This is a genomic window from Leptospira venezuelensis (assembly GCF_002150035.1).
Taxonomy (GTDB): Bacteria; Spirochaetota; Leptospiria; order Leptospirales; family Leptospiraceae; genus Leptospira_B; species Leptospira_B venezuelensis.
Genome location: NZ_NETS01000011.1, coordinates 332,507 through 358,324 on the forward strand (window position 1 = coordinate 332,507; position 25,818 = coordinate 358,324).

Annotated in this window: 27 protein-coding genes; 14 read left to right on the forward strand and 13 right to left on the reverse strand. The window is 39.3% G+C overall.

Going from position 1 to position 25,818, the window contains the following annotated elements; translation table 11 throughout:
* Positions 1-13: 13 nt before the first annotated feature.
* The 3 genes from B1C82_RS17805 to B1C82_RS17815 are packed head-to-tail and all read right to left on the reverse strand — an operon-like array spanning position 14 to position 2,856.
* Positions 14-907, reverse strand: a complete 894-nt coding sequence (locus B1C82_RS17805; RefSeq protein ID WP_086448933.1) for an alpha/beta fold hydrolase — start codon at positions 905-907, stop codon at positions 14-16.
* A 4-nt stretch (positions 908-911) separates the two neighbouring features.
* A complete protein-coding gene (locus B1C82_RS17810) occupies positions 912-1,394 on the reverse strand; it encodes a DUF309 domain-containing protein (protein WP_086448934.1) in 483 nt (160 codons plus the stop codon).
* On the reverse strand, positions 1,378-2,856 hold the full coding sequence (locus B1C82_RS17815; protein ID WP_086448935.1) for an aldo/keto reductase: 1,479 nt from the start codon (positions 2,854-2,856) through the stop codon (positions 1,378-1,380). The genes B1C82_RS17810 and B1C82_RS17815 overlap by 17 nt, the downstream gene beginning before the upstream one ends.
* Before the next feature lie 227 nt (positions 2,857-3,083).
* Here B1C82_RS17815 and B1C82_RS17820 point away from each other — a divergent pair, with 227 nt between their 5' ends.
* Genes B1C82_RS17820 through B1C82_RS17830 form a run of 3 tightly spaced genes read left to right on the forward strand, consistent with a single transcriptional unit; the run spans position 3,084 to position 6,432 of the window.
* On the forward strand, positions 3,084-3,785 hold the full coding sequence (locus B1C82_RS17820; RefSeq protein WP_086448936.1) for a succinate dehydrogenase cytochrome b subunit: 702 nt from the start codon (positions 3,084-3,086) through the stop codon (positions 3,783-3,785).
* A complete protein-coding gene (locus B1C82_RS17825) occupies positions 3,785-5,701 on the forward strand; it encodes a fumarate reductase/succinate dehydrogenase flavoprotein subunit (RefSeq protein ID WP_086448937.1) in 1,917 nt (638 codons plus the stop codon). The genes B1C82_RS17820 and B1C82_RS17825 overlap by 1 nt, the downstream gene beginning before the upstream one ends.
* Positions 5,701-6,432 carry a succinate dehydrogenase/fumarate reductase iron-sulfur subunit gene (locus B1C82_RS17830; RefSeq protein ID WP_086448938.1) on the forward strand — a complete coding sequence of 244 codons (732 nt, stop codon included), beginning with the start codon at positions 5,701-5,703 and terminating at the stop codon, positions 6,430-6,432. The genes B1C82_RS17825 and B1C82_RS17830 overlap by 1 nt, the downstream gene beginning before the upstream one ends.
* A gap of 60 nt (positions 6,433-6,492) precedes the next feature.
* Here B1C82_RS17830 and B1C82_RS17835 read toward each other — a convergent pair whose 3' ends face one another.
* From B1C82_RS17835 to B1C82_RS17870, 7 genes are all read right to left on the reverse strand, one after another.
* Positions 6,493-7,386 (reverse strand): hypothetical protein, encoded by an 894-nt coding sequence (locus B1C82_RS17835; RefSeq protein ID WP_086448939.1) that lies wholly within the window; start codon positions 7,384-7,386, stop codon positions 6,493-6,495.
* Positions 7,387-7,734: 348 nt separating this feature from the next.
* Complete coding sequence (locus B1C82_RS17845) at positions 7,735-8,295, reverse strand: hypothetical protein (RefSeq protein WP_086448941.1); 561 nt, start codon at positions 8,293-8,295, stop codon at positions 7,735-7,737.
* 129 nt (positions 8,296-8,424) lie between these two features.
* Positions 8,425-9,324 (reverse strand): PALP domain-containing protein, encoded by a 900-nt coding sequence (locus tag B1C82_RS17850; protein WP_086448942.1) that lies wholly within the window; start codon positions 9,322-9,324, stop codon positions 8,425-8,427.
* A gap of 3 nt (positions 9,325-9,327) precedes the next feature.
* A complete protein-coding gene (lepA, locus tag B1C82_RS17855) occupies positions 9,328-11,133 on the reverse strand; it encodes a translation elongation factor 4 (RefSeq protein ID WP_086448943.1) in 1,806 nt (601 codons plus the stop codon).
* A 105-nt stretch (positions 11,134-11,238) separates the two neighbouring features.
* Complete coding sequence (locus tag B1C82_RS17860) at positions 11,239-11,619, reverse strand: TIGR04452 family lipoprotein (RefSeq protein ID WP_086448944.1); 381 nt, start codon at positions 11,617-11,619, stop codon at positions 11,239-11,241.
* Positions 11,620-11,722: 103 nt separating this feature from the next.
* The gene (locus B1C82_RS17865) at positions 11,723-12,715 is read right to left on the reverse strand and encodes a UDP-3-O-acyl-N-acetylglucosamine deacetylase (protein ID WP_086448945.1); all 993 of its coding nucleotides are present in this window, start codon (positions 12,713-12,715) and stop codon (positions 11,723-11,725) included.
* 6 nt (positions 12,716-12,721) lie between these two features.
* Positions 12,722-13,531: a DUF6989 domain-containing protein gene (locus B1C82_RS17870; protein WP_086449346.1), complete on the reverse strand. Its 810-nt coding sequence runs from the start codon at positions 13,529-13,531 to the stop codon at positions 12,722-12,724.
* On the opposite strand from B1C82_RS17870, the gene eno reads away from it, so the two are divergent.
* From eno to lcpA, 7 genes are read left to right on the forward strand one after another with little or no spacing between them, the layout of a single operon-like run.
* On the forward strand, positions 13,532-14,830 hold the full coding sequence (gene eno, locus B1C82_RS17875; RefSeq protein WP_086448946.1) for a phosphopyruvate hydratase: 1,299 nt from the start codon (positions 13,532-13,534) through the stop codon (positions 14,828-14,830).
* A 7-nt stretch (positions 14,831-14,837) separates the two neighbouring features.
* Positions 14,838-15,302 (forward strand): septum formation initiator family protein, encoded by a 465-nt coding sequence (locus B1C82_RS17880; RefSeq protein WP_199775789.1) that lies wholly within the window; start codon positions 14,838-14,840, stop codon positions 15,300-15,302.
* A 10-nt stretch (positions 15,303-15,312) separates the two neighbouring features.
* Positions 15,313-15,915: a ClpP family protease gene (locus tag B1C82_RS17885; RefSeq protein ID WP_086448947.1), complete on the forward strand. Its 603-nt coding sequence runs from the start codon at positions 15,313-15,315 to the stop codon at positions 15,913-15,915.
* A gap of 12 nt (positions 15,916-15,927) precedes the next feature.
* Positions 15,928-16,284, forward strand: a complete 357-nt coding sequence (locus B1C82_RS17890) for a hypothetical protein (protein WP_086448948.1) — start codon at positions 15,928-15,930, stop codon at positions 16,282-16,284.
* Between the two features lie 3 nt (positions 16,285-16,287).
* Positions 16,288-17,289 carry a YheT family hydrolase gene (locus tag B1C82_RS17895; protein ID WP_086448949.1) on the forward strand — a complete coding sequence of 334 codons (1,002 nt, stop codon included), beginning with the start codon at positions 16,288-16,290 and terminating at the stop codon, positions 17,287-17,289.
* Positions 17,290-17,316: 27 nt separating this feature from the next.
* A complete protein-coding gene (locus B1C82_RS17900) occupies positions 17,317-17,862 on the forward strand; it encodes a DUF4416 family protein (RefSeq protein WP_086448950.1) in 546 nt (181 codons plus the stop codon).
* Complete coding sequence (gene lcpA / locus B1C82_RS17905; protein ID WP_086448951.1) at positions 17,837-18,409, forward strand: complement regulator-acquiring protein LcpA; 573 nt, start codon at positions 17,837-17,839, stop codon at positions 18,407-18,409. Before B1C82_RS17900 ends, lcpA begins: the two co-directional genes overlap by 26 nt.
* 30 nt (positions 18,410-18,439) lie before the next feature.
* Here lcpA and B1C82_RS17910 read toward each other — a convergent pair whose 3' ends face one another.
* Together B1C82_RS17910 and B1C82_RS17915 are read right to left on the reverse strand one after the other, a co-directional pair.
* Complete coding sequence (locus B1C82_RS17910; protein WP_086448952.1) at positions 18,440-19,192, reverse strand: diacylglycerol/polyprenol kinase family protein; 753 nt, start codon at positions 19,190-19,192, stop codon at positions 18,440-18,442.
* Positions 19,193-19,229: 37 nt separating this feature from the next.
* A complete protein-coding gene (locus B1C82_RS17915) occupies positions 19,230-19,580 on the reverse strand; it encodes an STAS domain-containing protein (RefSeq protein WP_086448953.1) in 351 nt (116 codons plus the stop codon).
* Positions 19,581-19,625: 45 nt separating this feature from the next.
* Here B1C82_RS17915 and B1C82_RS17920 point away from each other — a divergent pair, with 45 nt between their 5' ends.
* The 4 genes from B1C82_RS17920 to B1C82_RS17935 all read left to right on the forward strand — a co-directional run bounded on the left by B1C82_RS17920 (position 19,626) and on the right by B1C82_RS17935 (position 22,983).
* The gene (locus B1C82_RS17920) at positions 19,626-20,330 is read left to right on the forward strand and encodes a hypothetical protein (protein WP_086448954.1); all 705 of its coding nucleotides are present in this window, start codon (positions 19,626-19,628) and stop codon (positions 20,328-20,330) included.
* A gap of 18 nt (positions 20,331-20,348) precedes the next feature.
* Positions 20,349-20,696, forward strand: coding sequence for a hypothetical protein (locus B1C82_RS17925; RefSeq protein ID WP_086448955.1), 348 nt, complete (start codon positions 20,349-20,351; stop codon positions 20,694-20,696).
* Positions 20,697-20,736: 40 nt separating this feature from the next.
* Complete coding sequence (locus tag B1C82_RS17930; protein ID WP_086448956.1) at positions 20,737-22,272, forward strand: LIC12015 family putative lipoprotein; 1,536 nt, start codon at positions 20,737-20,739, stop codon at positions 22,270-22,272.
* Between the two features lie 303 nt (positions 22,273-22,575).
* Positions 22,576-22,983 carry a helix-turn-helix domain-containing protein gene (locus B1C82_RS17935; RefSeq protein WP_010515694.1) on the forward strand — a complete coding sequence of 136 codons (408 nt, stop codon included), beginning with the start codon at positions 22,576-22,578 and terminating at the stop codon, positions 22,981-22,983.
* A 119-nt stretch (positions 22,984-23,102) separates the two neighbouring features.
* Here the strand turns inward: B1C82_RS17935 and clpB are convergent, their stop codons facing one another.
* Positions 23,103-25,670 (reverse strand): ATP-dependent chaperone ClpB, encoded by a 2,568-nt coding sequence (gene clpB, locus B1C82_RS17940; RefSeq protein WP_086448957.1) that lies wholly within the window; start codon positions 25,668-25,670, stop codon positions 23,103-23,105.
* Between the last annotated feature and the right edge of the window lie 148 nt (positions 25,671-25,818).

Consider the following 25,818-nt stretch of genomic DNA (forward strand, 5'->3'; position numbering starts at 1 on the left):
ATTTAAAATTCGTTTACTTTAAATTTGTTACGTAGAATTCCTCAAGTATACTTTCGAGAATTTCCGGCCGATCATGATGCATATTATGACCTGCATCTTCTATTTCAGTATATTTTAAATTCCTAATATGTGAGAATACTTCCTTGCTATCATCCAGAGCAAGATGAGTCTTTTGTCCATATACAACGAGAACATTACAGGAAATAGTTTCCCAAAGATGTCGAGTGAATTGAGGACTTAAAAATACAGGAGGACCATTTTTATAAGAAGGGTCACTCTTCCACATATACCCCCCCTCTTCTGCCGGTCTTGTTAATGTTTCGGTGATTTTGAGAAGTCTTTCTTTTGGAAGTCTTGGATAGATAGGTGCAAGTCTTGCTGCTGCATCTTCTACAGATTTAAAATTTTTTTGGCGCTTTCTATCCTTTCCCGCGAGACTTTGTTCCCAATTTTCCAACCAACCAAGGAACCTTCTTCTTTCCTTTTCAGGATCTTGGAGAGAACTAAAACCTTCCAAAGATACAAGACTTTGAACTCTTTCTGGGTAGAGACCTGCAATTCGAGAACCAAGCCCCCCTCCCATAGAATGTCCGAGTATATGGAATTTTTCAGGAAGAAATTTTTGGATGAATGTAGTGGTATCCACTAAAGGAAGCATGAAATGGTAGAAACCTTCCCTCAGCCAATCCGAATCCCCATGTCCCCTATAATCAAAACGATAAAGATCGAAATATTTGGATAAATATTCTTCTTGGAACAAAAAAGTTTGAGAAGAATCCATAAATCCATGAAGAAGAAGTAATGCTCTACCCTTTCCATTATCTCTTTTTGTATAATGGAGTTTATATCCACCTGATTCAAAAAATCCGCTTTCTTGGTTTTTATTTTGAGAATCCGAAACTTCCATAGGGTCATTTTGGTGGGAAAACAGAACTTGAAAACAATTCCTTGCCGTTTTCTTTCATTTCAGGCAAGGAAAGTTCTTTAATTTGTTCGAGGCCCCAACTTTCTTCACTTTGAAAATTGCTTAAAAGTTTTTCTAAATAAGAGATTATAAGAGCAATTTGCTCTCTACCAATCGAAGAAAGTTCTCCAGTTTCTGAAAGTTTTAAGAACTTCTCCCTGGACTTCTCCGCTTGCATTTTAGATCCGCGTATATTCGGTTTTACGAAAACTTTATTCAAGGAAATGGCAAGTTGGATCCACCCGTGTAGAAGAAGTCTTCTGCCGCCTGCTTCCTTTTTCCATTGAAATTCGAATACTTCATGTAATTCGAAATATCTTCCTTTAAGATATAGCTTTCTTCCTTCTTCCCATGCATAGACAAAGCTCGAGTCTGCATCTCCTTGTTTTACTTTTTCTAATATGGAAAGTATTTCAGGATCGAATTCCATTTTCTCCCCATTCCGATCTTGGGATTGGCGATAATTGATTTGTGAAGATTGGAAGAATGTCCCGGACATATTTTCTTTTCCTCATTCCGAGAAGGACGACCCCTTTTTCAAGAAGAGAAGCCAGATGAAAAACCATAAGAGAAGATAAACTTTCAGGAGCTTCTCCGCTAGAATGGAATCGAGAGACTAAACTTTCATATAGTCCGGAAAGGTTTTCAGAAGAACGGATCCGTATTTGTTCTTCCAATAAAGGAAGGGCTGTGTTCAGGACTCTTAGGTATTCTTCCGCTGATTCTTTTCCTTTTTCAGAATATACTTCGTCGATTACCTCTCTTAAGATTGGGATCCAGGATTTTTGCAGAAGCAGCTGGAATTGTTCTTCGGAGCGGACCTTCTCCCCAGATGTTTTCCAGAGCTTGGAAAGTGAATTCCGGTTCGGGTTAGAAGAAAGAGGTTCTATGAGAGAGGATTCGAGATCTAGGATTTGTAGTAACTTCGACTGATCTGGAGCTTGGCTTTGAGGTGTATAAGAAAGTCGGACCATTCCCTTTCCGGCTTGGAATGAGTTGAGTGGTCGGTTGATCAAGGGAAGAAGGTCGAAGTTACTACAGATTTCGAGCAACGTCTTGCCTTGGGATTGATTTCTTAGGAATCCGTCTTCGTACCAATTCCCCGGGAACTGGATAACCGCAAATCCGTTCTCTTTTCCCGCTATTTTCTCCGCGATTTGTAGGCACTTCGACAAAGAAGTATGAGTATATTCCTCTTCGGGAAGCGGAAAAGTATTACTGGAAATTCCATAAAACTGGATTTTTCCTTCTTTTCTGGCTTTCTCTAAAAATTGAAACGCTTCCTTGATCCTACGATAATATTCTGCCTGAGCTTCTTCTTTAGGAACTCCCTTCTTTTCGGAATGGCTCAGGAAATATTCAGGGTTATGCAATAAGAATGCGTCAATAGTGGAAAGGCCCAGACGTTTTCTGGATCTTTCTAACTGGTCTTCTAAAAAATTAGGAGAGATACAATGATAGCAGCCAGGTTGGTAGTATGTGATTTCAGGAAATTGATCCTTCTCCTTTTCTTTGGCCTCGACCAATTTCATATTTTTTCCCTGGATATATCCAGCCTTGGTGATGATAAAAAGTTCCTTTCGGTTCAGATATTTCTTTTTGAAATTTTCATCCAGGACCTTTCCGACTAAACTTTCCGCCTCCCCGTCTCCGTAATTAGCAGAAATATCGATAACGTTTATTCCAGATCTGAGCGCTAAAATTAGAGCTTCCTTTTGTTCCGGATCTTCGAGTCCAATTCTATATCCACCGAACGCAATTCGGGAAAGCCTAAATTCTCTGAATAAAAAATAGCCGGTGCTTTCTCCTTTTTTGCCTGGGGAGAATTTTTCCTTCCTCCCCTCGTGAAGGGGCTCTCTATATAAAGACTGAAACGGATCTTTAGAAATCATTTGCGGTTTTTTGAATTTTCGCGTCGCACTATCGGACTAAATGAGACCAAGTCTAAATATTCCTCGGCAAATGTCCATTTTTTGTCTTTTAGTTTAAAAGTGCTTTTCGTCTGAACCTGATTTTTTATCCTACTTTGTAGAGGGATTCTAAATTCGATCTTTCGTTTTTACTCCCTTCCTCAAACAAATCGATGACTTCTTCCCATGATCCTCACAGGAGATTTTGAATGGATTTTCAAGCTGGATATCTAAGGTCGTCCATCGGTAGAAAGACTATCGTTGCGATTACCGGAATCATTCTCTTTGGCTTTGTATTTGTACATATGCTGGGGAACCTCCAGATCTTCCAAGAGCCGGATAAGATTAACACTTACGCTGAGTTCTTACACAAATTAGGCGGACTATTATGGTTAGCCCGCGGAATTCTTTTGTTAGCATTCGTATTACACGTTTACTACGCTCTGAAACTGTCCCTTGAAAACAAGAAGGCAAGACCGGTTGGCTACGTAAAAGAAAGTACGATCCAAGCTACATTGTCTTCTCGTTATATGGCCTTAACTGGTTCCGTATTATTAGCTTTCGTAATATACCATTTGCTTCATTTTACTTTAGGTAAGATTCAGCCGGAAAACTTTGCACTCCGAGAGACCATCGGGGATACTCAAAGACATGACGTCTATTCCATGGTAGTTTTAGGATTTAAGAATGTTTATGTTTCTATTTCCTATATAGTAGCGATGACCTTGCTTGCGTTTCACCTTCGTCATGGAGTTACGAGTGTCTTCCAAACTCTTGGATTTAACACTAGCTTCTGGGCGCCTAAGACGAACGCATTTGCGATCCTCTACGCTTTGACCATCTTCATCGGCAATGTTTCCATGCCGGTTGCCATTCTTCTCAACTTCGTGAAAGTTCCAGGAGCGCAATAATGAGTTTAGATTCCAAAATCCCATCGGGTCCCTTGGAAAAAAAATGGGACGATTATAAATCTCATATCAAATTAGTTAACCCGGCTAACAAAAGAAAATACACAGTTATCGTAATCGGAACTGGTCTAGCAGGCGGTTCTGCTTCTGCTACATTAGCAGAATTAGGATATAATGTTAAAACATTCTGCTTCCAAGACAGCCCACGTAGAGCTCACTCAATCGCAGCTCAAGGTGGTATCAACGCAGCCAAGAACTACCAAAACGATGGCGACTCTGTTTATCGTTTGTTCTACGACACTATCAAAGGTGGGGACTTCAGAGCAAGAGAAGCGAACGTATATCGTTTAGCTCAAGTTTCTACAAACATCATCGACCAATGTGTTGCTCAAGGTGTTCCATTCGCAAGAGAATACGGCGGACATTTGGATAATAGGTCCTTTGGTGGAGCTCAAGTTTCCCGTACATTCTACGCTAAAGGTCAAACAGGACAACAGCTTCTATTGGGAGCTTATTCAGCACTTTCCAGACAGATCGGTTTAGGAAATGTGAAGATGTATCCTCGAACTGAGATGTTAGACCTAGTTGTGATCGACGGTCATGCTAAAGGTGTTGTGATCAGAGATCTGGTCACAGGCCAAGTAACAGTTCATTCTGCTGATGCAGTGGTACTTGCTTCCGGTGGATACGGTAACGTATTCTACCTTTCCACAAACGCAAAAGGATCTAACGTTACTGCAACTTTCCGTGCTTATAAAAAGGGAGCTTTCATGGCTAACCCTTGTTACACTCAGATCCACCCTACTTGTATCCCAGTTTCAGGCGACCATCAGTCTAAATTAACTTTGATGTCTGAGTCTCTACGAAACGACGGACGTATCTGGGTCCCTAAAAAACAAGGAGATACTCGTAACCCTGCGGATATCCCTGAGAGCGAAAGAGATTATTACTTAGAAAGAAAATACCCAAGTTACGGAAACCTTTGTCCTCGTGATATCGCTTCCCGCTCAGCAAAAGAAGTTTGTGATGCTGGATTCGGTGTTGGACCAGGTGGCCAAGGTGTATATCTGGACTTCTCTTCTGCTATTAATCGTCTGGGAGAACATACAATCGCTGAAAGATACGGTAACCTCTTCCAGATGTATGAGCAGATTACGGGAGAAAATCCTTATAAGGTTCCTATGAGAATTTACCCTGCAGTTCACTATACAATGGGCGGGCTTTGGGTGGATTATAACCTGATGAGTAATCTTCCAGGTCTATTCGTGATTGGTGAAGCAAACTTCTCTGACCACGGAGCAAACAGACTCGGGGCTTCTGCTTTGATGCAAGGACTTGCAGACGGATATTTCGTTCTTCCTTACACAATAGGAAATTATTTGGCAGAAGTTGGATTCGGAAAAACTCCTTCTACTGACCATGCAGAATTCAAAAAAGCTGAGGCAGATTCAAATTCACAATTAAACAAACTTCTTTCCATCAAAGGAAAAAGAACTGTCGACTCTTTCCATAAAGAACTTGGAAAGATCATGTGGAATAACTGCGGTATGGCAAGGGATGATAAGAGCTTAAAAGAAGCGTTAGTCAAAATCCCTCAAATCAGAGAAGAATTCTGGAAGAATGTAAACGTTCCAGGTTCCGGTTCTGATCTAAATCAATCCTTGGAAAAAGCAGGAAGAGTTGCGGATTTCTTAGAATTCGGAGAACTTCTTTGCTTAGATGCTCTCACAAGAGAAGAATCTTGTGGAGGCCATTTCCGAACTGAACACCAAATGGATGACGGAGAAGCAAAACGTGACGACGATAAATTCTGTCATGCTACTGCTTGGGAATGGAAAGGTGTGGGTGCAAAACCTACAGAGCACAGAGAAAAACTGGAATTCGAGAATATTAAACTCGCTACGAGGAGCTACAAATAATGGACCTCAAACTGAAAGTCTGGAGACAGAAAAACGCTAAAGAGAAAGGCAAAATCGTAAATTACGATGCCAAAGGGGTTTCTCCCGATATGTCTTTCTTGGAAATGTTGGACGTAGTCAACGAGGACCTGATCGTAAAAGGAGAAGATCCGATTGCGTTCGAGCATGATTGTAGAGAAGGTATTTGCGGTTCTTGTAATATTATGATCAATGGAGAGGCTCACGGCCCTCTTCCTGGTGTAACCACCTGCCAACTTCATATGAGAACTTTCAAAGATGGAGACACTATTTACTTGGAGCCATGGAGAGCGAAAGCATTTCCAGTTCTAAAAGATTTGGTAGTGGATCGCAGTGGTTTTGACAGGATCATCCAAGCAGGAGGATTCGTTAGCATCAATACTGGCGGCGCTCCTGACGCAAACGCATTACCTATTCCTAAAAAGGACGCGGACGTTGCGATGGATGCTGCGACCTGTATCGGTTGTGGAGCATGTGTAGCTTCTTGTAAAAACGCTTCTGCTATGCTATTCGTTTCTGCGAAAATTTCCCACCTTGCGCTACTTCCTCAGGGCCAAGTGGAGAAAAAAGAACGTGTGAAAAACATGGTAAACGCAATGGATAAAGAAGGTTTCGGAAATTGTACAAACCAGTACGAGTGCGAAGCTGCTTGTCCTAAAGATATCAAACGGGATTTTATCCGAGTTCTAAACAAAGAGTTTATTCTTTCTTAAGAATTAGGGAGATTCCTAATAAGAAAAAGGCCTTCGAAAGAGGGCTTTTTTTGTTCCTATTCAAAGCGGAAAAAGTTTAAATAAGATCTCTTCTTCCAAAATGGAAAGACTTACAAATTTTTTCTTCAGCCCTTCCAAAGTTTCATATTTCCAATAATTATTATTTCGATTCGCGGCCGAATAAGCTCCCACTATATTAGTTGTGTAAGTTATCAAAGAAACTCCTGAGACAAGATAAAACAAAACGTTTGTAGGTTCTGCTACATACAATGCATAAGTTGCAGATAGAACTACTAAATTGACAAAGAAGGCTGTAACTCCCTCTGCAAATTGATCCGCATATACCTGCCCTGTTCCTGGAATTATTGCCGAAAACCCTCCTGCTAAATATGGATTCTTAGATCTTTCTTGGATCTTCTTTAGCTCAGTGGTCCAATAATCTCTAAATCTCTTGAATTCATCTTCTGAATACGTATTAGAAGAATTTCCAAAAGAAGAAGTTTCCAAATTTTCCCAATCTTTTACCTGAATCAAAGACATTAAAACAGCTTCGAGTCCTTCTAATCTGCAATTTGGATAAAGGCAGGAAATCGTTTCTTTAGGAATCTCTGCAAAATCTCTACCGGACCGAACTAAATTAGAAAAATCGTATAGGATCCGGAAGCGAATATCCTTCCAATCCGACTCTTCGAATAGTATATCTATATTCTTATTTTGTTTTAGGATTGTAAATACGTGGAAGATCCGAATGGGATTGCATTTATTCGACTGCAAGATCCGATTGAGTTCTATCTCAGCTTCCAGATATCTTTCTGACTTGTAATAAAAGGTTGCGTTACGTAAACTATCTAACTGTGAAGGATTTAGATTACAAACGTCCAGAGGAGAAGAGAATATTTCAAAACTCCAAAATTGGACGAATACAAATATGCTTATTTCTAATATTCTTCTCATTTTGCCAAACTGCGTCTTCCGTCCGCAAAGAAGATCCAGAGGATCGTTTTTTTCTCACTGATATCGTATTAGATAGAATTCAAAAACACCAAACAAAGGATAGCAAATTCCAAAATGTAATTTGCCCAATGTCACCCTCCTGTTCTCACTTTGTAAAAGAAGAATTCGAAACTTCTAATTTTTTCACTGCCCTATTTTTTTCAATCAATAGGATTCTTTATGTTGAAAACAGACTAATACAGGATTATGGACAGAAAAGATATGTATATAAAGAAGGAAAAGGGAAACTAATCGACCACAAACCGATCGATGAATTTCCCAGAGATTTCGATTCCTTTAAACTGGAATTTACTGACGATTAGAATTAGAAGAGTCTAATTGATAAAAATATCCACTATCCTTCTCGAAACGATGTTTTCCTATATCGTTACATTTCAAGTGGTCACAAAGTTTTACCTTATATTCATTCGCTTCTATATAAGCAGAACTATTTTTTCCGAACACTTTAGTCCCGACGATCATTTCTACACCTTGAGGTAAATTAGAAACTACTAAAGCAGAATCCTTATTCATTGTCTTCTGGTCGAATGCATTGTCTATCGTGTATTCTTGGTATGGTTTAGGTCCGACTACCCAAAGAACTGGAAATAAAAAGCAAATCGCTCCAACCAAGGCTCCGGTTTTGATTTCGGTTGCCATACGAACATTTCTTAAATACTTGCGATCTTTTTTAAATTCTAAATAATAATTTTCAAATATACCGTCAGACATCACCACTTCCACTGGTGTTTTTCCAAGTCTTTGGCTTTGGTTATATACATCCAATCCAGGAGGATCTGTAATAATCTTAACGGTAGTCGTACACTGTAATAAATACAGGCTAAGACATATAAGTAGAATCTTTCTCATCGGTAATCCAATATAAATGATAAGTTATGTATTTTTCCGACTGGCAACGAGGTCAATTTTGTTTTGAAGAAAACTTAGAATTCGCTCTATCCCAAAAGAGTTATACGAAACACTTCTATACATTTAGGGTTAGATGGACGTTATTCCTCCTTGTAGGACTCCCCCTTGGTAAATATACAAAATCCGCCCTTCTAACTCACCTTTTTCCATCATAGATTCAATAATGCTGATAGACTTAGCGGCATATATAGGCTCTAAATAGATTCCGAATCGTCTCTGGTATTCCTTAGATCTTTCCAACCAATAATTTCCCTTATTTCCATAGGTAAAATCTACCTCTAAACTTTTTTTTGGATCGATTAGGTTTTCATAAGGAAGATCTATATTTCCAAGTCGAAGTGACGACAGATTCGATTTCATCCAATGGCCAAATTTCTCTTTTTGTAGACCGAGGCAAATCCCAGTGATTGGAAGTTTTCCCCACAAAATTCCAGAAATCCAAGTAAGTCCAGAACCAACGTCTAAAACAATCCGGTCATAATGAGTTTGATCTATTTCTTCCCAAAGATAAGACACGCCTTGCAAAGCTGAATGCGTGAATAGATATTCTGGGACCAGAAATTCGCGAGAAGGGAGAGAATTTGTAGTAACTTCGACAGCTTTCTCCCATTCTTTCCTCGTAGGATACAATTCTAAGCTAGAAAATCGATTAGAAATGATAGAAGCAGGAGTAATTAGCTCTGGGTTCCTGGAATATCCCAGGATTTTTGTAGGCACTCCGACAACTCGAAAAAACAAACTCCCAGCAAGTATCGCATTGGAATGTAAATTCCCTTGCAAAATGATTTTTTGGATTTTCCCAGTTCGGAGTTTCGATTCTAAACTTTTATAAATTCCGGTTAATTTCCGGATCTTAGTTCCTTGGGAAAAGAAGATTCGATCTTCTCTTTTGATAAATAATTCTGAGGAGCGAACTTTTAGAACGGAATCAACTCCGGTTCTGCGGGGACGCAAAACGGAGTCTTTCAAAAATTAATCCCCGGTTTTTAAGACTGCTAAGAAGGCTTCTTGAGGAATTTCAACGTTTCCGATCTGTTTCATCCTCTTCTTTCCTTCTTTCTGCTTCTCTAAAAGTTTTTTCTTACGGGTAATATCTCCGCCGTAACATTTAGCGGTAACGTTTTTACGAAGGGCAGAAATACTTTCTCTGGCGAGAATTTTGCCACCAACCGCAGCTTGGATCGGGATCATGAACTGGTGACGAGGAATGATCTCTTTTAATTTTTCAATAATCTCTCTACCTCGAGATTCTGCTTTGGAACTGTGAACGATCATAGAAAGTGCATCCACAGATTCTCCGTTTACCAGAATATCCATTTTAACGAGCCTTGAGGCCTTATATCCACACGGTTCATAGTCTAAGGAAGCATAACCTCTGGTGAGAGATTTTAGTTTATCATAAAATTCGAAAATTAACTCCGCAAGAGGGATCTCATAGGTCAACTGCACCTTATCTTGAGAAAGATAAACCGTGTCCAACTGAACTCCCCTTTTATCAATTGCCAAGGACATGATATTTCCAACGTATTCATTCGGAGTAATGATAGACGCTTTTACATAAGGCTCTTCTGTAGCTTCAATAAAAACAGGATCCGGAAATTTAGATGGGTTATCTATATCGAATACTTCACCATTTTTCATTCGGATTGTATATTTTACGGAAGGTGCAGTAGTGATCAGGTCAAGATTGAATTCTCTTTCTAATCTTTCTTGTACGATCTCCATGTGGAGAAGTCCAAGATATCCGACTCGGAATCCAAACCCTAACGCAGCAGAACTTTCCTTTTCATACACAAGAGCTGCGTCGTTCAGTTTCATCTTCTCGATCGCATCTACTAATTCTTCGAATTGTTCTCCCATAATAGGAAATAATCCTGCGAACACCATAGGTTTTGCATCTTTATAGCCAGGAACCGCTTCTGTACTTGGATTAGAAAATAATGTTACTGTATCTCCAGTTCTTGCATCAGAAACTTTTTTGATACCAGCTATAATATAGCCAACTTCACCCGCTGTGAGAGAGTCTGTAGGTGTTAAACCAATTCCTTTGATACCAACTTCGTTGACTGTAAAATCCTTTTGGCTACTCATCAAAAGGATTCGATCTCCTTTTTTGACAGTTCCGTCGAATACTCGGATCTTGATCACAACACCCATGTATGGATCGAAATATGAATCGTAAATAAGTGCTTTAAGTGGACCTTTTGGATTTCCTTTTGGCGGTGGAATTTGTCTTGTGATTTCTTCTAAGACTGCTTGGACATTCAGTCCAGTTTTTGCCGAAATAGCCACAGCATTCTCTGCATCTAAACCTAAACTGTCTTCGATCTGTAATTTGGTCTTCTCCACATCCGCGGCAGGAAGGTCCACCTTATTCATGACTGGTATGATTGCTAAGTCTTGCTCCATCGCAAGATATAGGTTAGCTAGAGTCTGAGCCTCTACTCCTTGGCTAGCATCTACAATAAGAAGCACACCTTCGCATGCTTTTAAGGATCTAGATACTTCGTAGGTAAAGTCTACGTGACCAGGAGTATCGATCAGGTTCATCGTATATGTATTACCGTCGGCGGCGGTATAATTAAAGGTGGCATTGTTTGCCTTGATCGTGATCCCTCTCTCCCTTTCAATATCCATGGAGTCTAGGATCTGGTCCTTTTTTGTCCGATCATCAGTAATCCTGCCTATTTCCAAAAGTCTGTCCGCTAAAGTGGACTTACCATGGTCAATATGGGCGATAATCGAGAAATTGCGGATGAATTGTTGGCGGTCGGACATTGCTAAAAACAAAGTCCAGCGAGACGGGGCCTGTGAAAAGTCTTTTACTGGGGAAATTTGTCCCCGGCCCTATTACAGACCGAGGAGCTTGCAATTGAAACGGAACTAGTTTACATTTCCATACACATTATTATCAGGCTGCAGGTTTGAACATTGCCCAAACAGTACGGCGATAGAAGGTTGAAGCTTCAATGCTCCAAACAATTTAATCTCGTCCACACAGGCATTTACATCTTCCTTAGCGTAATATTCGCCCGGCTTGATTCCTGCCAAAATTGGTGGAAGATATATATTATTTAAATAAGTAGAGCCTGAAAAGTCTCCAGTCCCAATCGCATATAATTGAGCCGCGACAGTAGCCGCCTCTTCTATTTTATCCTTTGCCTCACTTCCTTTATAACGATTCGTTAATCCGGTAGTGTTTAACGCCACGCAGTTTACTGCGATCGTTAGAATAAATAAGAGCGGTAATATTCCGATCCTCATTGAAAACCTCTTTTGAGAAAATTTGGACTTCGTTTTGATTTTTTAAAACGAAACCGTTTCTATTACAAGTAGTTTTAGGTTCTTGGAAATCATATTAATGAAATTAATTTCCGATTCTGATCCCATGTTTTTTCAATTCGTCCTGATTACAGGAAAATTGAGCAATATCTATCTGCTTATGATGATCAAAAAGAAAGGTTGTCATCTTTCCAAAAAACTTTCCCTCATATTTTTCTTCTACAAAGCGTAACCAGGAAATGATATCTATCATCTCGTGACAGATGAATTCGTAATTATAATCTGACCTTGGGTCCTTAAATTTGTCCCGAATATTATAAATTTTATCTTCATCTAATAGTAATACATTTTCCAAGGTGAACGGATAATCTTTCAATCCTCCAGCAAGTCCGATTTGGTAAAAACTTTCCGCGTCCTTTTTATTACGGAACGCAGTCGTTCTTGCGTCTCCAAAATAAGAAAAATTTTCAGGAGTCAGTTCTGTCACGATCCTGGATTTTCCAACTGTGGTTCCGGGATATTCTACTTGGTGGTCTATCAAAAGGCCTTTTGAGTCCTGGACCGCTGGTTCTAAAATACAATACCCCTTATCCCATACTAGTGCAAACGGAGAAGATACTGTGATTTTTTTCCTTTCTCCTAACCTTCTCCAATTCCCTTTAAATTGATCCATATAGACCCGGTCACAATAATCGAAAGTAGGAAAACTGGATTCAGTTAAACTAAAGTCAGCATAAATACCAAAGGCTAACATCCAGGCTAGAGGATGTTCTATCACCTTCACTTCTCCCAGCTGTATATTATGATTTCCTTTTTTACATTTCTCACTATCCAGATCGTATCGAATTCCATTCCAGCTAAATCCGGATTTTCCATTCTGAGCAGGACTGACTTTAACTACCGAATCCTTGTTTTCAAAAGTGGCCTTACCTTCTACACTAAATTCTTTTTGAATCGTATAAGAATAATTCGGATCTATCTCTACCTTCTCTGCAAACTCAGGAGGAAGATGTAGAATTTCCGGATTTCGATCCGAGACTAAGTTTTTAATTTCAGAAATTTGAGTCAGGACCTTCATTCTATCTTAAACTTTCCAGACACCTTCTACAAATAGATAACTGAAAGAGAGCGCACCCAAATATACAAACATGGTCGGGATCGCCCAAAGTAATTTTGTTCTGAAAGGTTTATGCTCTGTGTGAAAATATGCAAATGTTGCAAAGATACCTAAAACAAATTCAGGGAACAAGACGTAGATCGCTGTATGACCGATCATAGAAACATTCTGAGCATACCAAACTGGAATCAGTCTCATAAATTCTTCGGATAAGAAAAAGATAAGAAACGAGCTTACTCCAGCTAATAGATATTTGCTGATCGGATTTGCTTCCGGATATCTTTTCTCAAATCGAGTAGAAACATATACTATTATAAATAGCGGGATGGTCCAGAGTCCTGCCATGTATGCGGACACTGTTCCAAATTTATAAAATCCATCCGGCGGAAATACTAAAATGCCAAGCACCTTGGATAGAAACCAATCCGGAATTACCTGTAGAATACTAACAGGCAAAACAAAAAGGAAAATATCCATCCAACGATCATGGTCCCACACTTGGGCAACAATAGGGAGAGAGATATTATAGACTAGGACCAGAAAAAACATTCTCCAACCGCTGGTCGCAGGGATCGGAAGTAATAGAACTATGATACATAGTATTGTGAAGGAGATATGAAAGAATATAGAATGCTTTTCTGTCGTTTTCATCGATGGATTTCTATCTTTATAGGTAGTCCAGGCAATCTTTTTTCCTCCTTTTCCCGCTTGATTTATTTCCCTATAACAAAAGGATTTCAGGAAAAATCTATAAGAGATAGGTATTATAAGAATCACATGTCCCAATCCTCCAAAATTTCGGCGATCCGCGCCCGCGAAATCATGGATTCCAGAGGCAATCCTACGGTTGAAGTAGATGTAAAACTGGAAGATGGCTCTTTCGGTAGAGCTGCAGTCCCTTCTGGAGCATCCACAGGAGAATACGAAGCAGTAGAACTTAGAGACGGAGACAAATCCCGTTATTTAGGCAAAGGTGTTCTGAAAGCTGTCGAGAATGTAAACGTAAAGATTAAAGACGTTCTAATCGGTGAAGATGCTTTAGACCAGAACCGAATTGATTCCCTGATGTTGGACAAGGACGGAACCAAAAACAAATCCAAATTAGGTGCAAACGCGATCCTTGGAACTTCCCTTGCAGTAGCAAAAGCGGCAGCTTCTCATACTAGACTTCCACTATACAGATATATTGGTGGAAACTTCGCAAAGGAACTTCCAGTTCCTATGATGAATATTATCAACGGCGGAGCTCACGCAGACAATAACGTAGACTTCCAAGAATTTATGATCCTACCTGTGGGAGTAAATAGCTTCCGCGAAGCTTTAAGAGTTGGGGCAGAAGTTTTCCATAGTCTCAAGTCGGTTCTTAAATCCAAAAAACTGAATACCGCAGTTGGAGATGAGGGTGGATTCGCACCTGACCTAGCAAGCAACCTGGAAGGATTAGAAGTTATTCTCCAAGCCATCGAAAAAGCGGGCTATAAGCCTGAAAAAGACGTATTATTGGGTCTGGACGCTGCTTCTTCCGAGTTTTTTGACAAAACCAAGAAGAAGTACGTTCTGGGCGGAGAAGGAAATAAAGAGTTCTCCAGCGCAGAATTAGTGGAATACTATTCAAATCTAGTCTCAAAGTATCCGATCATTACTATTGAAGACGGTCTGGATGAGAACGACTGGGAAGGTTGGAAACTTCTAAGCGAGAAATTGGGTAAGAAGATCCAACTCGTAGGTGATGATTTATTCGTTACCAATATAGAAAAACTTTCTCAGGGAATTTCCCAAAAGGTGGGCAATTCCATCCTGATCAAAGTGAACCAAATCGGAAGTTTATCCGAAACATTGGCGTCCATCGATATGGCTAAAAAAGCCAAATATACGAATGTGATTAGCCATAGATCTGGAGAAACCGAGGACGTAACTATTTCGCATATCGCAGTAGGTACGAACGCGGGCCAGATCAAAACTGGTTCCCTTTCCAGGACCGATAGGATCGCTAAATATAACGAACTTTTGAGAATCGAAGAAGAATTAGGTTCTTCTGCGGTTTACAAAGGGAGAAATACATTCTATAATCTTTAAACTTCTTATGGGTATGAATCTGGCGAACAAACTGTTTTTACTTCTGCTTTTCCTTTCCGGAATGTTTTACTTCACGGTGTTGGGAGAGTCAGGTTTGGTCGTACGTTCTACCCTAGAAACCAGTCTTTCCAGCCTTAGATTGGATGTGGAAAGACTGGAGTATGAAAATAGACAATTAGAAGAAAGGCAAAAACTTCTAAGAGATGATAAGGTTGCATTAGAGAAAGAAGCTAGAAAGTATTATCTTCTCTCCGAAAACGCACAAATTATTAAATTTAGGGAGCCAGAACCAAAAGCGGAGAATCGTCCGGTCCTCGCCTCCCGTCTAATTGCTTTAAGAGCGGACCGTGATATGCCGGTCCCTCCGATCCAGTTACTTCGCTTTTTTTACGTTTCCTTTGTAGCTTTCGTATTTATTGGAGTTTTCAGGAAATTACGGAGGAAGAAACTGGAAGAACGAACCGCTGCTTAAGGGAGCCAGAATGTCTGAGACTGAAAAAATATCCGAAGTAATCGAAGAATTAGCCGGTAGCAAAATTTCCAAAAAGTTCATCGACCATAGAAAGATTTTCTTATGGGGAGCGGTTACAGATGAATCCGCAAAAGACATCGTAGGCAAACTACTCTATCTAGAAATGGCTGATCCAGGAAAAGAAATTACATTCTATATCAATAGTCCCGGAGGAGTTGTTACTTCAGGACTTACCATCTTCGACACAATGAAGATGATCTCTTCTCCAGTTCATACTGTATGTATGGGACTTGCAGCGTCTATGGGATCCGTCTTACTCGCAGCTGGAGTCAAAGGAAAAAGATCCATCTGGCCTAATGGTAAAGTTATGATCCACCAACCTAGCATCGGTGGACAGATTGTAGCTCCAGCAACCGACCTACAGATCCACGCCGAAGAAATCCTAAAGACTAGAGCAAGATTGAACCAAATTCTTGCAGAAGCTTGCGGTCAACCTGTTGAAAAGCTGGAAGAAGATACAGACCGAGACTATTATATGGATGCAGAAGAAGCGATCAAATACGGGATCGTAGACACTCTCGCTACCAAAATCGAATTCCCTAAACTAAATTAAGGTTTTATAATTTTGTCTGGTCCCTCTTCCTTAGAAGAAACCGTTCGCTCCTTTCTGGAAACAATTCCGGAAGGAGCTCCTTCTTCCGAAAAAGAAATGCCTTCCCTTTTTCTGGAATTCTCTGAGCTATTATTTGAGAATCCGGAACATACTTCTGAGAAAATTTTAATCTCTGATCTTGGTGGTTTCGAATTAGATGAGTTTTTGAATTTCTATTTGGAAGATATGTTTCCCGATGATTCAAAGATCAGGGAGAAGGGAAAAGTATTTCTTAAAAAGTTCAGAAAGTTCTTAGATAAAAAATCAATTTTAAAAAAAGAACAAGAAGAAGAGTGGAAAGAGTTTTTTAAAGAAAACGAAATCCGTTGATTTATGGAAGCCTCTCATTTTCGACCTAAAAGATTCGTCTCGGGCAAACACGCTCAGACTATTTATAGCACTCTTTTCCCTCCTGAAAATCCACTTAGGACTTCTTATTACTGCGAAGACATTCTTTTAACTGTAAGCGGAGAATCAGGAGATAAACTTTGGTTAGAACATAATCCTCCAGTTTCTTCCTATCGAAAGAGTGCAATACCTTCAAATGGAACTTACATTTTAATGATCCATGGAATGGAAGGTGATTCAGAAAGTTCTTATTTAGTGTCTCTTGCAACCTCTGCTTTAGAAAGAGGATACGGCATCATCCGTATGAATCTACGAAATTGCGGAAGAGGAAGAGGTTTCGCAAAAAAATCGTATTACGCGGGACAATCGGAAGATGTTCAGGATGTTCTAGATTATATCCACGAGTATCTGAGTAAAAAGATCTTTGTGTCTGGATTTTCTCTCTCTGCAAATCTAGTTTTGAAATTTTTTGGAGAATCCAGAAATCATAAGTCTATCGCATTCTCCTCAGTTTCCCCTCCGCTGGACCTTGCAAAAAATTGTGATTTTATAGATTCACTTTCTGGAAGATTTTATAGAAGTCATTTTATTAGCAGTTTTAAAAAGAAGATCAAAGAAGGAATTATAGAACTAACTCCCCTTCAGTTGGAAAACTTAAAAAAGGTCAGAACGTTCTTCGACTTCGACGATATGATCACCGCTCCTTCTTTTGGATATCCTAGCGCGATGGAATATTACAAAAAGAACTCATGTATCAATTATATACAATCCATCACTCATCCAGGGATCTTAATCCATGCAGAAGATGATCCAGTAGTTCCTTTATTCGAATGGAATTCTATCGACTGGTCTAAACTTCCGAATTTAAAAACCATTCTGACAAAACAAGGTGGCCATGTGGGATTTGTAACTGATTCCAATCCTGACCTTCCAGATGGCCGTTGGCTTACTAAAATTCTGCTGGATTATTTCGATTCCAAATTATAATCTGCTGCCTGAAACCAGCTTAAACAAGTGAATTCCAAACAGATCTCTTCCAAACCCAAAAAACCTCTTCCCGCCTCCTTCTTCATAGTGGTTTCCTATGAAAATGAAGAGGCCTATTATCGTTTAAAAGAAAAAGCAGAAGATACATTTTCTCAGGCATTATACGAATCAAAACCTCTTCCCAAATGGACCCATCAATTTGAGAATTTTTTAGATTCTCCTATCGGGAGATTTACTCGTATTCTTTCTTTGAAGCGCAGGATATCCAGAGAAGAGCTTCCCAGCCTACAGAAAGAATGTACCAAATTCCAGACAACTCTCAGGAAATCGGATGAATCTATCCGTATCCTCCCAGGCTATCTCACTCCTTACAATTTAGTTTTAGCTTCCTTGGAAGAAGATCTCCATAGAATATACATGTTCCATGGTGTCTTTGCAGAGATTATTTATACTTACCAGGGACAAAAATGGATCCCTCAAAACTCTTCTTCTGATTTTTTTAAACACCCTGAAGTTCTATATTTTTTTACTAATTTACGAGAATCTTATGTTAGCTCTTTGGAAAAACGTTAAACTAATATCTTTATCTCTGATTGTATTCGCGGCCTGCGAACCTTCTGTTCTTTCCGTAAGCAATGTGGAACTTTGTGACTATTTCACAAGAGATGGAGTTTGCAGAGAACCTTCTCCTTTGAATAAAAAATATTCAGTCGATATTCCAAATGTCAAAAAGCCAAATACCTGGGAAGAATTAGGAAATTATCTCTATTTTCATGCTCGTGAAACTCCAGGATTCGTTCTTCGAATGAATCGCAAAATGAGTCCCGAAGAAAGAAAACAGATCCAAGAGACTTACTTTGCAATGTATGAATTTGCTGGTGTAAAGGGTAAAATGGAAGGTTTTGAGATTGGAGAAGATTGGATCGGTTCTTTTAATTATCTAGGTTCTATGGTCAAAGAAAAACAGAAAAAGGAAAACCGTTTAGGTCAATATCCTTACGAGACGTCCATCTTTCCTACTGATATGGAATTTACCTGGTCTGCAAAAGGGATAAAAGGTAGTACGAAGACAAGAATTGACTTTGTATATCACGTTCTTCCTGCAGAAAAAGCTCCTTGAACTTTTCCGTAAAAAGAGAATCCGATTTTCCTAATATGTTTCGAAGATCTGGGCTGGATTCAAGAAGATCTGGCCTATACTTAAATCCAAAGTAAAATACGCGAAAAATCCTAATACAATAGCCGACACTACCGGGATAAGTAGATTATCATCTACAATCCCATTCCAATAAGTTCCACTATAAAGTTCAGTTACTGCAGCTGCGATCACAGCAGGCAGCACTAAAATTATATTCTGCAAAAACTCTCCGGAAGAAAATTGGTAGATTCCAAGTTCTCTTGAACCCGATTGAATTACATAAATAAACCATAAACCTACAATTGTAGAAGATAGAATGAAAGCTAAAATTCCTTCTTTGGATTTTCCATTAGAAAATCTATTCTTCCCGAAATGAGTTCCAACCCAAGCGGCCATCGGATCTCCGATCACTAAAAATAATAAAGAAAGAATCGCAATATCAGGAGGAAAGAAGAAGACAACTAACGTGATAGAAAGAAAATACGGGAAGGTTCCGTTGATCCTGGACTTCTCCTCTTCTTTTAATAAAGGACCAGCGAACTTTACAAATACTGTTTGAACGATTGGAATATGGAACCTTGCCCATTCTAATAAAACCAAAAGTCCAAGGCATAGAACGAGTAAGATTGTTAGAATGGCACGGGTAGCATACACTAACAAAAATTGTCCGTGAAATACATCGAAATAATAGAAGGCAGGAATGATCAGTCCAAGCATATGCCAGGCTTTTCTAAAATAATTAAAAGAAGTTTTTTCAGATTTCATTTTCTATTTCCGAGAGTCCGTCTTAGATCCAAGAATATCAACGTTTAGAAGCCATTTTTAAGGCGGCCTCTTCGTCGTTTGCGATTAGGAAAAATCCACTCAAACCCGCCATTTTAAAAACATTGATCACTGCTTTAGAGATATTTACAAGGACGAGTTTATTTTTGCTGGCAAAACTGGATTGGCTTACTTCCTTTAAGGCCTGGACCCCTGTGGAGGATACCAAATGTACGTCTTCCATATCCATGATGACCGGTCCCTGGCGAACTGCCAAGGAAAGCACATCCTTAAATTTTTTCTCCGTAAAGGAGTTGATAGAACCCTGCAATTTCAGAACTTGAACGCTGTCTATCTTTTCCGTTGAGATGATAATCTCGTTCAGGATCATAACGGTTCGATTCGTCAAGATACCGTAATTTCATAATAGATACAAATGGTTTTTCTATTCTTCACCTCAGCTTATCTGTTTTTCAAAACCTATGGATTTCCATTCTCCGGTTCCTTGGTACTTTGTCTTACCATCGCATTTTCCCAGTTCCATTCTTCTAAAACGCTTAGGCCAAATCTCAGTTTTTTACTATTCCCAGCCTCTCTATGTGCACTTTCTTTTTGGGACGGAACGTCTGCAGAATTCATTTTGGATCTGGTGTCTTTAAGTCTTGCTGGATTGATTTCTTCAGGTGGTTTTTCTTTTTTAGGAAGTCGTTCTCCAGCCTTTAGGGAGACTTTAGGAGTCCTTATATTGGCCGGTTCCTGTATCCTTTCTTTTTCGAGAAGGGAACTTTCACCTTTTTTAATCCCGGCACTTTCCTTATTTCTAATTTTATCTATTCCGAAACGGATTCGTATTATTATTTTAGGACTTTGTGTTTTACTTTCAGGAATCTGGATTTTGTATGAGCCGGCTCATCCTGGCTTAGAACCTTCCCTATTCAAATCAGTATTGTTATTTTCTGGAATGATTTGGGTCATCTGGCAAGGAAAGAAGGACCTTCTTAGTAACGTCTTATTTTCCGCCTTCTTCCTTCTTATATGCCTATCCAAGCCGGGAGAAGAGTTGATGATCCTCACCTGCGGACTCTTTTTTTCCTACTTGCAAGAAGCGGCCTGGGGCCTAGACTCAGGAACTGAAGTTTAAAGTTCCAGGTCTTATTCCATGAAAATTAAAGTGGCACATCTTTTACGCAAAACGGAAGAAATAGATCGAGACCTGACCGAACTAGGCAAGATCAAGGATAGAATTGCAGCAGACCGAGATTATTCCGAATCTTTAAAAGTATCTATTGGAGCTGAGATGGATAAGCTCTCTTCTCAAAAACAAGAGATGCTTTCAATGAAGACAAAGGAAACTCCATCTGATTGGAATTCTTCCGGCAATCCTTCAGGCGCGAGGGCAGCCGAAGGACTTTACCAAGACAACGAAAAACGCCTAACTCGCGAAATATCCGTTGAAATCCAAGGTAAGAAGCAGCAACCTGCCCGAAAGACCATCCATAAATACTAGTCTTTTCGGAATTCGAAAAGAACGGGTTATATAAAACAACATGAACAAAAAAATAATCGTACTCTCCTTCCTGGCGGCATTACTCTTTCAGTGTAATTCAGATTCGGAAGCATTAGCCTCTTTCAAAGGTGGCACAGTAACCAGAAAAGAACTCAGGAACTTCTACCAATTAAATACAGGCGGACGCAAGCCAGAGCCGAATCATCCTACCAAAGAAGAACAAACTCAACTTCTCGAAACCTTAGGTCTTTTCAAATTGATCTCTTTGTACAATACAGAAAAGAAAATTGTATCTGAAGATGAATTAGCTGTTTTTCTAAAATATTCTAAACCTCAAATGGCTGCTTCTTTCCTGCAAAGAAATTTGGCAGAAAAGTTAGAACAAGTTGGTAAGTTAAAATTCGCTTTCGTTCGAGCAATTGCAGTTTTTTCTTTCGATCCTAAAGACGAAGCTGTTACTAGACAGAGAGCTCAAAATATTTTCGACGGGATCCAAAAACTTTCCGACAAAAAAGAAATCATTCAATATGTAGTGGATCATACCGACCAACCTGCATACAAAGCAGTGGGTGGATTATTAGAACCGCAATGTTTGAATTGTGGAAACGATCCGAACTTAGCTTTTTACCAAGAAGCTGCTGAGAATCAAGGAAAATGGATCTTAAAAGAGATCGACGACCAACTTCCTCCAGGAGCAGATCCTAAAACTCCAAGAAAGAAAAAATTCCTGATCTTAAGAGTAGAAAGAGTAGAAACAATCTACGCATCAAGAGTTGGAAAATTTTTCTCCAAAGAATTTGGAAAACTAAAAAATCTCGCTAAAAAATATCTTGAGACTCCAGATCTCCCTGACCAGATCAAAGCAGATATCAAACGCAATTATCTAGATCTGAAAGTAGATGAAATCGCTCCTCGTTACGAAGACTTTATGAAAAAAAGATTCTTGTTCAGCGCAGTTAGCGAGCAGGAAGAGCAATTAGTGAAAAATGCCGGTTTCGAAAAGGCAAATATCACTCAGGAAAACTTGAACACGTTCAATCATGATTCCGTTCTATTGACTAATACTAAAACAGGCGAAACTGTTAAGTTCAAAGATGTTTTGAGCGAGTTGGAACAATTAGCAAAACAAAGCGGCCTTGATTCTTCTAAACTAGACGATAAGGCGAATGTGCTCCAATTTTTCAGACAACAATATGTTTGGTATAAAATAGCTGATCATTCTACCGAATTGAAAGAAGCTTTAGAATCTAAAGATTTCCAAGATATGTTCAATGTAATGAAATTATACATTGTTCAACCTTTGGTATTCAAAAGAGAACTTCCAAATGATGTAACAGTTTCGGAAGCAGAAATGAGAGAGCAATATGAGGCTGCCAAAATGTTCTCTTATTCTAAGTCAAATCCGAACAATCCTCAAGACAGAATCCCTATGCCTTATGGGGAAGTTAGAGAAAGAATTAAAGAAGATTTAATCAGAGCTAAGAAACAAAACTTTGTTAGAGATCTTACTCAAAAGCTTAAAACAGATTATCAATTTATTCTGGATTCAAGCAGATTGAAAGAAGGTAAGATCTAATCGGTTATTCTAAGTTATATATAACTTAGATATCCCCGTTCAGTAGTCCGAAAAGGTTATAGACCTTTATACTTCGGACTACTGACCGTGTTCTATAATCTTCAATAAGTCTAACGGCCTTTTTTTATAGATTAAGACTTCAAATGCTTGATTCTTATTCTTATCTCTCTTACTATTAGCCCACTTTGGAAAAAATTTCTATACTTAGATGCCTCTTGGGCACTATGGAAATTTATTCTTGAGGCAAAGTAAGGTCGTTTTAAAACGGTTAAAAAGGGGAAAAGAATGAACAACCACATCTATATGCTCCGTAAAAAACGGGGAATCAAGCAATATGATATGGCAAGGGCTTTGGGTGTATCCCCTAGCTACCTTTCCAAAATTGAAACCGGAAGCCAAGCGCCTACTGAAAAATTCAGACAAGCTTGCGCTAAATATTTGAAAACGACATTAGATAAGCTATTTAACGAAAGTCCGGTCGAAGAGGTTTATCCTGAATTCAGCCAAGGACTTACCAATAAACTCTGGGCAAAGCGCAGAGAATTGGGAATCAAACAATATGATATGGCTAAAAAATTAAAGGTCTCTACTCCTTTCCTTTCTAAAGTGGAGTTAGGATTATTAGAGCCGCCTGAAGATTTCAAGAGCATGGCTTCTAAAGTTTTAAAAATGAAAAAAGAGGAATTATTTCTACATAAAGTAGAATTCTAAATCGAACACGGGAGGTTATACTCCCGTAAAGCAATACTGCACATTCTTTTCCCTTATTCAATGTGCTGTACTTAGTGAAACCCCAGGTTTGTAAAACCCGGGGTTTTTTATTTTCTTAGTTATTTTACGGACACCGTACCGCCAGAATAATCTAGAACGATACTTTGCCCTTCTTTGAATTCACCCTTCAGTATGAAGTTACTGAGAGCGTTCCCAATTTCTCTTTGGACGAGTCTTTTCAAAGGCCTTGCTCCGTATTCAGGATCAAAACCTGCCTGCACTATATATTTTTTCAATGCAGGTGTGAAGCTAACTTTAAGCCCATTCTCTGCTGCTTTCTTAGCCATGATCTGCAATTGAAGTTCGGCAATCTTAGCGATCATCGCTTCATCCACAGATTTGAATAAAATCACTTCATCCAATCGGTTTAAGAACTCAGGTTTGAAATGTTTTTTCAACCTTTGCTCCACCATTCTCTCTTTTTCCTCTTCCGAATACTCGCTGGAACCTAATACATCCGAGCCTAGATTGGAAGTGAGAATGATGACTGTATTCTTAAAGTCAACACTCCTCCCCTTGGAATCTGTGAGCCTACCCTCATCCAAGATCTGCAAGAAGATATTAAATACTTCCGGATGAGCTTTCTCGACTTCATCGAATAGGAGAACCGAATAAGGTCTTCGCCTTACCGCTTCTGTCAATTGTCCACCTTCATCATGTCCAATATATCCAGGAGGAGCACCGATTAGTCTGGATACTGAATGAGCTTCCATATATTCACTCATATCGATGCGAAGCATTGCATTCACATCATCGAATAAGAATTCGGATAATGCTTTAGCAGTCTCGGTTTTACCTACACCCGTAGGTCCCAAGAATAAGAATGTACCAATCGGACGATGCGGATCCGCAATCCCTGCCCTGGATCTTCGGATCGCTTCGGATAATAATTCCAAAGCATGGTCCTGACCGATTACCTTGATCTTAAGTGAATCCTCCATTTTGAGAAGTTTTGCCTTCTCACCTTGGAGCATTTTAGACACAGGGATTCCAGTCCAACGGGAGACTATGTTTGCAATATCTTCCTCATCTACTTCTTCTTTTAGAAGTCTTCCTGAGCCTGAGATTTTTTTAAGTTCCGCGTTTGCCTTTTCCATTTCTTTGGAAAGTTCTATTAGTTTTCCATAACGTATTTCCGCGACTCTATTGATCTCTCCCCTTCTTTCTGCTTCTGCTTCCAGGACCTTGTATTTATCTGTTTCTTCTTTGATTTCCTTAATTTTGGAAATTTTTGATTTTTCCAGATCCCAGCGTGCTTTCAGATTTCTGAAAAGCTCTTCTTGTTCAGAAAGTTCTTTTGCAATATTCTCCACCCTCTGTTTAGAAGCAGGATCGGTTTCCCTTTTTAAAGCCTCTTTTTCGATCTTCAAAGATTGGATTTTTTTACTTAGCTTGTCCAATTCTTCCGGCATAGAATCCATTTCTATCCTCATTTTGGAACTTGCCTCGTCTATTAGATCCACTGCCTTATCAGGAAGGAAACGATCAGCTATATAACGATTCGATAAACTAGCCGCGGCCACGATCGCGGAATCTAATATTTTAATTCCGTGATGTAATTCGTATCTATCTTTTAAGCCACGAAGAATTGTAACCGTTTCTTCTACACTTGGTTCTTTTACATGGACTGGTTGAAACCTTCTCTCTAATGCAGCATCTTTTTCGATGTATTTTTGGTATTCCTTTAAGGTTGTAGCACCTATACAACGAAGTTCTCCCCTGGCAAGCATAGGTTTTAACATATTAGAAGCGTCCATTGCTCCTTCTTGCGCACCTGCACCCACGAGAGTATGGATCTCATCTATGAATAGTATTATATTTCCATCGCTATGTTTTACTTCATCCAGAGTGGCTTTGAGTCTTTCTTCGAATTCTCCCCGATACTTTGCACCGGCGATCATTGCTCCTAGATCCAAGGCATAGATAGTCTTTGTCTTAATTCCTTCTGGAACTTCTCCTTGGATGATCTTACCTGCGAGTCCTTCTACAATGGCAGTTTTACCTACACCCGGTTCTCCAATTAAGACTGGATTATTCTTAGTCCTGCGAGAAAGTACTTGGATGGTCCTTCTGATCTCCTCATCCCTTCCAATGACAGGATCCAACTTTCCTAGCTTGGCCAACTCGTTTAAGTTTTTTGCATATTTTTTTAAGGCATCTGCCTTGTTTTCTGGAGTATCATCCATGATAGGTTGTCCTTTTCTAAGTTCTAATACTGCTTTTAATAATTTAGGATAATCTAGTCCTAATTGAATAAAGTCCTGGCGAAGTGAAGAAGTACCATTCTTCAAAAATGCCAAGAGAACATGGTCTGTAGAAAGATATTCATCTTTCAATTCCGCCCGTATCTTGTCAGAAGACTGCAAGAGTGAAACCGAGGCTCTGGAAAATCCTTTATCCTGCTGGCCTTCTACCCTTGGAAGTTTTGTGATCGATTCGTCCGTCTTGCGTAAGAACGCAGGCAAATTCAAACCCAGCTTCGAAAACAAAGGAGGGGCAAAGCCATCTCCTTGGCTCAAGATCTGAGCAATGATATGTTCTTCTTGTATTTCAGGGTTCTTATCATAAGAGCTTTGTGCGCCTGAAAGAGCCTCATTCAATTTTAATGTGATCTTATCTAGTTTCATTTTTATCCGAATCCATTCTGTATTCGAGTTGGTACTTAGACTGGACCAGCAGTCAAATTTATAAATTTTTCTGCCAGAAAGTCAGAGATGATTTTTGTCCTATTATGTCCCGTTTTTTTCCATTTCTAAATCCGAATTCGTTTTGACA

Coding starts and splice junctions, on each gene's coding strand:
- B1C82_RS17805 (WP_086448933.1), bottom strand. CDS start 907: ATGGAAGTTTCGGATTCTCAAAATAAAAACCAAGAAAGCGGATTTTTT.
- B1C82_RS17810 (WP_086448934.1), bottom strand. CDS start 1,394: ATGGAATTCGATCCTGAAATACTTTCCATATTAGAAAAAGTAAAACAA.
- B1C82_RS17815 (WP_086448935.1), bottom strand. CDS start 2,856: ATGATTTCTAAAGATCCGTTTCAGTCTTTATATAGAGAGCCCCTTCAC.
- B1C82_RS17820 (WP_086448936.1), top strand. CDS start 3,084: ATGGATTTTCAAGCTGGATATCTAAGGTCGTCCATCGGTAGAAAGACT.
- B1C82_RS17825 (WP_086448937.1), top strand. CDS start 3,785: ATGAGTTTAGATTCCAAAATCCCATCGGGTCCCTTGGAAAAAAAATGG.
- B1C82_RS17830 (WP_086448938.1), top strand. CDS start 5,701: ATGGACCTCAAACTGAAAGTCTGGAGACAGAAAAACGCTAAAGAGAAA.
- B1C82_RS17835 (WP_086448939.1), bottom strand. CDS start 7,386: ATGAGAAGAATATTAGAAATAAGCATATTTGTATTCGTCCAATTTTGG.
- B1C82_RS17845 (WP_086448941.1), bottom strand. CDS start 8,295: ATGAGAAAGATTCTACTTATATGTCTTAGCCTGTATTTATTACAGTGT.
- lepA (WP_086448943.1), bottom strand. CDS start 11,133: ATGTCCGACCGCCAACAATTCATCCGCAATTTCTCGATTATCGCCCAT.
- B1C82_RS17860 (WP_086448944.1), bottom strand. CDS start 11,619: ATGAGGATCGGAATATTACCGCTCTTATTTATTCTAACGATCGCAGTA.
- B1C82_RS17865 (WP_086448945.1), bottom strand. CDS start 12,715: ATGAAGGTCCTGACTCAAATTTCTGAAATTAAAAACTTAGTCTCGGAT.
- eno (WP_086448946.1), top strand. CDS start 13,532: ATGTCCCAATCCTCCAAAATTTCGGCGATCCGCGCCCGCGAAATCATG.
- B1C82_RS17880 (WP_199775789.1), top strand. CDS start 14,838: ATGGGTATGAATCTGGCGAACAAACTGTTTTTACTTCTGCTTTTCCTT.
- B1C82_RS17885 (WP_086448947.1), top strand. CDS start 15,313: ATGTCTGAGACTGAAAAAATATCCGAAGTAATCGAAGAATTAGCCGGT.
- B1C82_RS17895 (WP_086448949.1), top strand. CDS start 16,288: ATGGAAGCCTCTCATTTTCGACCTAAAAGATTCGTCTCGGGCAAACAC.
- lcpA (WP_086448951.1), top strand. CDS start 17,837: ATGTTAGCTCTTTGGAAAAACGTTAAACTAATATCTTTATCTCTGATT.
- B1C82_RS17910 (WP_086448952.1), bottom strand. CDS start 19,192: ATGAAATCTGAAAAAACTTCTTTTAATTATTTTAGAAAAGCCTGGCAT.
- B1C82_RS17915 (WP_086448953.1), bottom strand. CDS start 19,580: ATGATCCTGAACGAGATTATCATCTCAACGGAAAAGATAGACAGCGTT.
- B1C82_RS17920 (WP_086448954.1), top strand. CDS start 19,626: ATGGTTTTTCTATTCTTCACCTCAGCTTATCTGTTTTTCAAAACCTAT.
- B1C82_RS17925 (WP_086448955.1), top strand. CDS start 20,349: ATGAAAATTAAAGTGGCACATCTTTTACGCAAAACGGAAGAAATAGAT.
- B1C82_RS17930 (WP_086448956.1), top strand. CDS start 20,737: ATGAACAAAAAAATAATCGTACTCTCCTTCCTGGCGGCATTACTCTTT.
- B1C82_RS17935 (WP_010515694.1), top strand. CDS start 22,576: ATGCTCCGTAAAAAACGGGGAATCAAGCAATATGATATGGCAAGGGCT.
- clpB (WP_086448957.1), bottom strand. CDS start 25,670: ATGAAACTAGATAAGATCACATTAAAATTGAATGAGGCTCTTTCAGGC.